The 6,940-nt window shown below is 47.5% G+C and carries 4 protein-coding genes; 2 read left to right on the top strand and 2 right to left on the bottom strand.

Annotated features, from left to right (window positions below):
• Window positions 1–12: 12 nt before the first annotated feature.
• Both ACX0G9_RS22820 and ACX0G9_RS22825 read left to right on the top strand, forming a co-directional pair.
• Window positions 13–3,276, top strand: coding sequence for a TonB-dependent receptor (locus ACX0G9_RS22820; RefSeq protein ID WP_459067279.1), 3,264 nt, complete (start codon window positions 13–15; stop codon window positions 3,274–3,276).
• Window positions 3,277–3,299: 23 nt separating this feature from the next.
• The gene (locus tag ACX0G9_RS22825) at window positions 3,300–4,916 is read left to right on the top strand and encodes a RagB/SusD family nutrient uptake outer membrane protein (protein ID WP_459067280.1); all 1,617 of its coding nucleotides are present in this window, start codon (window positions 3,300–3,302) and stop codon (window positions 4,914–4,916) included.
• A gap of 99 nt (window positions 4,917–5,015) precedes the next feature.
• Here ACX0G9_RS22825 and ACX0G9_RS22830 read toward each other — a convergent pair whose 3' ends face one another.
• Together ACX0G9_RS22830 and ACX0G9_RS22835 are read right to left on the bottom strand one after the other, a co-directional pair.
• Complete coding sequence (locus tag ACX0G9_RS22830; RefSeq protein WP_459067281.1) at window positions 5,016–6,242, bottom strand: DUF1624 domain-containing protein; 1,227 nt, start codon at window positions 6,240–6,242, stop codon at window positions 5,016–5,018.
• A gap of 301 nt (window positions 6,243–6,543) precedes the next feature.
• A partial coding sequence (locus tag ACX0G9_RS22835; RefSeq protein ID WP_459067282.1) for a T9SS type A sorting domain-containing protein occupies window positions 6,544–6,940 on the bottom strand: 397 nt, incomplete at its 5' end.

Raw genomic sequence — 6,940 nt, forward strand, 5'->3', positions numbered from 1 at the left:
ACTCTGCTAGTTATGAAGTTGACAGCCTTTTTTCTTCTGGTCGCCTGCCTGCAGGTCTCGGCAAGCGGGTTTTCGCAAAAGATCAATCTTTCTCTCCGGGAAGTCCCGCTGGAGAAGGTGTTCAGTGAAATTCAAAAACAAAGCGGCTATTCTTTCTGGTACAAGACCAGGCAGCTTGAAAAGGCTGCCAAAGTCAGTCTTGACCTGAAAAATGCCAGTCTGGAGGAGGCGCTGAAAAAATGCTTCGAGAACCAGCCTTTCGAATATTTCATTGTAGAGCAAACGGTGGTGATAAGACCCCGGGAAGGTTCTCCGGCCTCTGAGGGTCCGGAATTGGTGATGACGATTGTTAAAGGGAAAGTCACGACTGCTGATGGCAAACCTTTGGGAGGCGTCAGCGTTACGGTGAAAGCTACCAAAAAGGGCACATCGACGGATGAGAACGGGGAGTTTTCCATTTCGGTATCCAAAGGGGATATATTGGTGTTCTCTTATGTAGGATATGACTCCCGGGAGGCAAAGGTGGACGATCGGACGACGATCGATATTAGTTTAACGGAAAGCAACGCTTCCCTAAATGAGGTGGCTGTAGTCGGATATGGCAGGCAGAACCGGAAAGCTTTGTCGAGCTCCATCACCACGATCAAAAACGAAGACCTGAACAAGGGGGCCATCACCGATGTGGGCCAATTGCTGCAGGGCAAAGTTCCGGGTCTGAATATTACTGCCAGCGGCGATCCTAATAAGACCGCTGCTGTCGTTCTGCGTGGTGCATCGACTATTAACAGCTCCCAGAGCCCCTTCTATGTTATTGACGGGATCCCGGGCGCCGATATTTCGGCGATTGCTCCGGATGATATCGCTTCCATTGATGTTTTAAAAGATGCGGCCGCGACGGCCATTTATGGCAACCGCGGGGCCAACGGCGTTATCATCGTTACGACCAAAAAGGGGAAAAACGGCGTCATGCAGGTAGCCTATAGCGGATATGCGGGAGTTGAAAAAGTATCCAATAAATTAAAGATGATGGACGCCGCAGCGTTGAGGGCTTTTCTTACCAAAAACGGGCAGGCATTTGCGCCGAGCGATGACAAGGGCGCTAATACAGACTGGCAGAATTCAGTGCAAAGAAAATCCGCCTATTCGCTTAACCAAAATCTCTCCTTCAGCGGTGGCACCGAACACAGTAACTATAATGTAAGCCTGAACTATGTGAATAAGGAAGGGATCTTATTGAATAGTTCCCTTCAACGGTTTATTGCCCGGCTGTCTGTTGAGCAATATGCGCTCAATGATAAGGTTAAGTTCGGAGTGAATGTGACCAATTCCAACAGCAGTGCGAACGATATACCTTACCGCAATACAGTCCTGCTGGAATCGACCCTTTATTTGCCTGTGTCGCCGGTAAAAAATGCCGATGGGTCGTATTTTGAGAATTTCAACACTCAGAATTATTATAACCCGGTATCCCTGATGAATAACAGCCAGATGAATACCAAATACAATAACCTGATCGGTAGTTTTACTACAGAAGTGAAATTGCCATTCGGCCTGCTATACGATGTGAATCTTTCTTATATCAATTTTACTTCACTGCACGGGGAATATTATAATAAATATTATACCACCAATTATAACAATATGTATAATACCCCCGATCCGTCCCTCGGGTACCACAGTCAACAAAATTTCGGACAGAACGGGCAGGCGACAAGAAGTGCCTATCAGAACACCACTAAAGTACTCGAGACCTTTTTAACCTGGAACAGAAAATTCGGATTTCATTCCGTCAATGCCGTAGTGGGTTATTCCTGGCAGAGTAATAAGATAGGAGACGGTTTCCAGGCGACAACCAGTAATTTTCCCGTGGACAATTTAATTTACAATAACCTGGCCCTTAGTAACCCCTATGCGGTATCCGGTTACCATATATCTTTCGGGGCCGACGGAGTCTACCAGGAAAACCGGCTGATCTCGGACTTTGGAAGACTGAATTATAATTACAAGGAAAAATATTTATTACAGGCGTCGATCAGAAGAGACGGAAGCTCCGTATTCGGGAAAGACCATCAATGGGGATATTTCCCTTCCGCAGGATTGGCCTGGAGGATAAGCCAGGAAGGATTTATGCAGGGACAGGGTCTTTTCAGCGATCTGAAATTGAGAGGCAGCTATGGCATCACGGGTAATGCCAGCGGCTTCAACGCCTTTACGGCTCAATTGATTTCAGGTAGTCTCGGCACCTACTATAATGGGGGAGGCTATATCGGGGCATACGGCCCGACACAAACGGCCAACCCGGAGCTGAAATGGGAAAAAACAGCCACTACCAATATCGGACTCGATCTCGGCTTACTGCAGGGCAGGCTGAACGCTACCCTTGATTGGTATGACAAGAAGACCACCGGAATGATTTATTCTTATCAGGTAGACCCCATACTCGTCCCGTCAGGAACCATTGTTGCCAATGGAGGAAGCATGAGTAATAGAGGGATTGAATTAAGCCTGACGGCTACACCCGTTAAAAATGCCGATTTCAGCTGGTCAACGAGCTTAAACCTGGCTCATAATAAGAATGTGATCACCAGCCTGACCAACCCCCTGTTCGCGGGAGGCGATTCCATTCTATTAGCCAACCCGGAAGGCCTTGGTCAGTCCAGCCATTCTTTGGAGATCCTGAAACAGGGAAAACCTCTTGGGCAGTTTTTTTCACCCCTGTATGCGGGAAAGAATACAGCCGGAATTTCCCAATACCTCGGCGGAGACGGGAAACTGACGACCACGCCGAATATTGGAACAGACTATCACTATATAGGAGATGCACAGCCTAAATTACTGGTGGGCTGGGCGAATAATTTCCATTATAAGAATTTCGACCTGAATGTTTTCCTGAGGGGCGTATTTGGCAACAAAATATTCAATGCTACCCGCGCAGACCTGTTCAGGCCAAACACGGCGCAATACACAAATATTCTCAAAGACGCGGCCGGTGAGAGCACGGCCGATATAAACGCTTATCTGTATTCTTCGCGCTTCGTAGAGAGTGGCAGCTATATCCGGTTTGACAATGCTACGCTGGCCTATAATTTCAGGAAAATAAGCCCGTATATCCGGTCTGTTAAAGTGTATACATCCGTAAACAACCTCTTCGTGATAACAAAGTTCAAGGGCGTTGATCCGGAAGTCAACCAGGGAGGTCTTGCGCCGGGCGTGGACTACAATAATTTTTATCCGAAAACCCGCACGTTCTTACTTGGCGTAAACGTATCCTTCTAATACTCACCGGTAAAATCATCAATATGCAAAAGATATTTCAATATATAATTTATCTGTTACTGTTAACGGGGTTATTCACTTCTTGCCATAAAATGGATTTGCCTATTACGTCTGAGCTTACTCCCGCTGTTTTTCCAAAGGATTCGGCACAGTTTGCTTCCGCGGCGGGCCCTGCCTATGTGGCTTTAAGAGGGGATATATCTGTTGAGTATTTCTTTCTGGAAACACTGACTACCGATGAAGCCATCTTCCCTGCAAAAGGCGGTAACTGGTATAATAGCGGCGAATTCCAGCAATTGCATTATCATACCTGGACAAAGGATCATCCTAAAATGAATGAGAACTGGACCTGGCTGTCCACTGTTATCGGGCTGGCCAATCAGTCGCTGTCTATTTTAGGGCAAAATATGCCCGAAGGATCTTACAAGAGCAGGACATTTGCCGAATTGAAGACGTTGAGAGCATTCGCGTATTTTCTGATGATGGATAATTATGGCAATGTGCCGATCGATACGGCTTATGGTGATTTTACACCGCATCCCAATGTGCCCCGGGCACAGGTCTTCACCTTTATTGAGAACGAACTTAAGACGGCTATTCCCAATCTGAGCGCGGAAACGGGGTCGTCGACTTACGGAAAGTTCACTAAATGGGGCGCCTATGCGATCTTAGCCAAAATGTATCTGAATGCACAGGTATACACAGGCGCCGATCGGAGCAATGATTGTATAGCGGTCTGCGATAATATCCTCAATTCCGGGAAGTATGCCCTGGAGCCTGCTGTCACCTATCTTCAGATGTTCTATCCGGACAATGGACCGCAAACAAAGGAATTTATTTTTGCAATTCCCTTTGATCCTACTGCTATCGGCTTAGGCTCATTCCGGAGTCAGAACCTGCATGCCCGTTATGATGTACCCAGGGGCCTGGTGTCAAAATATCATTTGCCTTTCACTCCGGATGCGGCGATAAGCACGCTGCCCGAATATTATGCTAACTTCAATGATCCCAATGATATCCGGAACAAACAATGGCTGACGGGCCTGCAATATATGAACGACGGCGTGACGCCTGCGACTGTCACTACTACTAACCAGGGATATGACCAGTTTTATTCCGGACCCGATCCGTCCGCCAGCTATACCTACCAGATCAATTGCACTCCCAATGTTGTGTTACGACAGGATTCCGGCTCATTCGATGTGGGCAACGATGAGCTTGCCTGGAATATGGGCTACCGGAATATTAAAATATATCCGGATGGAAGTTCCCTGAACCGCAACCAGAATAATGATATACCGATGTTCCGCTATTCGGATATTTACCTGATGAAGGCGGAAGCCATCCTTCGCGGGGGAACGCCTACGCAAGGGCAAACGGCACTTTCGTTAGTGAACGAATTAAGATCATTCCGTTCCGGTTCTCCCGCTTGGGCCGATGTTACCTTGGATTCCATCTATGCGGAGAGATGCCGGGAATTTGCCTGGGAATCCTGGCACAGGAATGATATGATCCGGTTTGGGAAATATGAAGGTAAGTGGGGGTTTAAGACCGATGCAGATGTGAACCGCCGTCTTTTCCCGATACCCACTACTGCACTGCAGTTAAACCCGGCCTTAAAACAGAACGATGGGTATTGAGTGTCCCATGTTTTTTGGAAAAAGCAGAAATAGATACCATAAATGCCTGGCAGGTTTAATGGTTACTCCCCGGGGTGGATGTTTGGACAGCCCCGGGGCTTAAAGATAGCTCAGCCACCACTGCCCGTGCGTTTTTTTATACTGCCCAAACCACCGGCAAGGGAAATACAGCAAGGTAACCAGCAACAGCCATACGGCGTATACACCAACCAGCGGAAGGCCGAAATTATTGGGGCTGAAAGGGAAGCCGAATTTGTCGCTATTTATTCCGCTCATGTTATGTCCCATCGAAAAGAAAAGGATGATCGTAATAGATTGGGCTAGGAACCAGTGGCAGACATAATAGAAAAAAGGGACGTTGCCATAGACGATCAGGATACTCGCGAACCGGTTACCAGCGTTTTCGGTATTGGCAAGGATCAATAACGCAATTCCCAGGGTCAGACAAAGGTACATCAGCGAACAGGGATATTTGGTTACGTTCAAAAAGGAGATGACGCTCAGTATCGTGTTTCTTTGGATGGACCACGGAGCCGGGTCGCCGTAGATGTTGAACAGGCGGAAAATAACAAAAATGACCAGCAGGAGGATGGCGATGTTTGTCAGAGCCCGTTTACGTTTGACAGCCTCCTTTGTGTATAAGATCCCCAGGGAATATCCGATCAGCATCACGCCTGTCCAGGGCAGCAAGGCATAGGCGATGAGCAGGATGCGATCAGATCCAACGGGGTCCGCAATAGTGAAGCCGCGGGAGGATAGGAAGAGCCTCCAGAGAATGTTTGTGTCGATGGTTTTATTGTGCAGAAGATCGATAATGTTGTGTCCCAGGCAGATGGTCAGCCCGATGCCACCGATGACTGCGGGACTCGCCTTTGCCCAGACCAGCAAGCCCAGGAGTATCATGCTGCCGCCGATAGCCCAGATTACCTGGAGTACGATGAGATGATAAAGGAGATCGGCCGAAGTAATGAAGTTAATGATAACCAACTCGACCAGGACCAGCCAGAGGCCTCTTTTTATCAGGAAGCCGGCCAACTGGTCCCTGGTCCGCCTCTTACCCGCCAGGAATGCGGAAATGCCACTCAGGAAGACAAATGTCGGAGCGCAGAAATGGGTAATCCAACGCGAAAAGAAAAGGATCGGCGTTGTCGTTTGCAGATCGGTTGGGTCGGGATGTCCCAGGTGAAGCAGGTCCCTCAGGTGATCAATGGCCATAATCAGCATAACCAGGCCACGAAGCAGGTCGATCGAAGCGATGCGGGGCTTTGCAGATGCATATTTAATTGTTCTCCCGGGGGTGAATGGAGCAATTGTAGAAGTAGTCATTTATGAAAGATAAGCAATAGGTTCACTCAATGCAAAAAATACGCATAGGGAAGCTGAGAGTCATTTGTTGGCCGGCCTGGCTCATTGAAGAGATCTATGATACGCTACGTCAAAAAACCCTCAGCTTTCGCTGAGGGCATTTGTGCGCGGGATGAGATTAGCGCCTCTGATCACTATGGGCTCTGAGCTATAATGTGTTATCTACTCACTTTTTTCCCCTTCTTTCTTCTTTCGAAATCGGTGTAAAGATGCGGCAGATACGTCAAAGGCCAGCTCCATCCTATAAAATTTAATGTCTTTATTATAGTTTTAACACCTTGTATTTTTCCAGAATCGTTTTGCCATCTCCCACCTCGATCATATAAGTTCCCGAAGGCAGGAAAGCAATATTCAAAGATATCGTGTTATTCCCTTTTATAAGCGCCTTTTTGTCCAAATATAAATTTCTTCCAAACATATCAAGAACAGTGATTGTCGCCGATCTAAAAACAGGCGTATTTATTTCAATTTGTACCAGTCCACTGCTTGGGTTGGGATATATTTTTCCCGTAAAGAGCTTATTAGCTTCTGCAGCTTTCAAAGCGGGTGAAATGGCTAGGCCTGCTCCGCAGCCACTCGAAGCTGTAGCCTGGGTGCTTGTAACATAGCTGCCATTTGTAATAGCACCGGTATAAGCTGTTCCGAGTTCCGCAGTGGCT

The organism is Flavitalea flava (assembly GCF_054461575.1).

What these genes read in the sequence shown, in the direction of transcription:
- ACX0G9_RS22825 (WP_459067280.1), top strand. Translation starts at nt 3,300, where the DNA reads ATGCAAAAGATATTTCAATATATAATTTATCTGTTACTGTTAACGGGG.
- ACX0G9_RS22820 (WP_459067279.1), top strand. Translation starts at nt 13, where the DNA reads ATGAAGTTGACAGCCTTTTTTCTTCTGGTCGCCTGCCTGCAGGTCTCG.
- ACX0G9_RS22830 (WP_459067281.1), bottom strand. Translation starts at nt 6,242, where the DNA reads ATGACTACTTCTACAATTGCTCCATTCACCCCCGGGAGAACAATTAAA.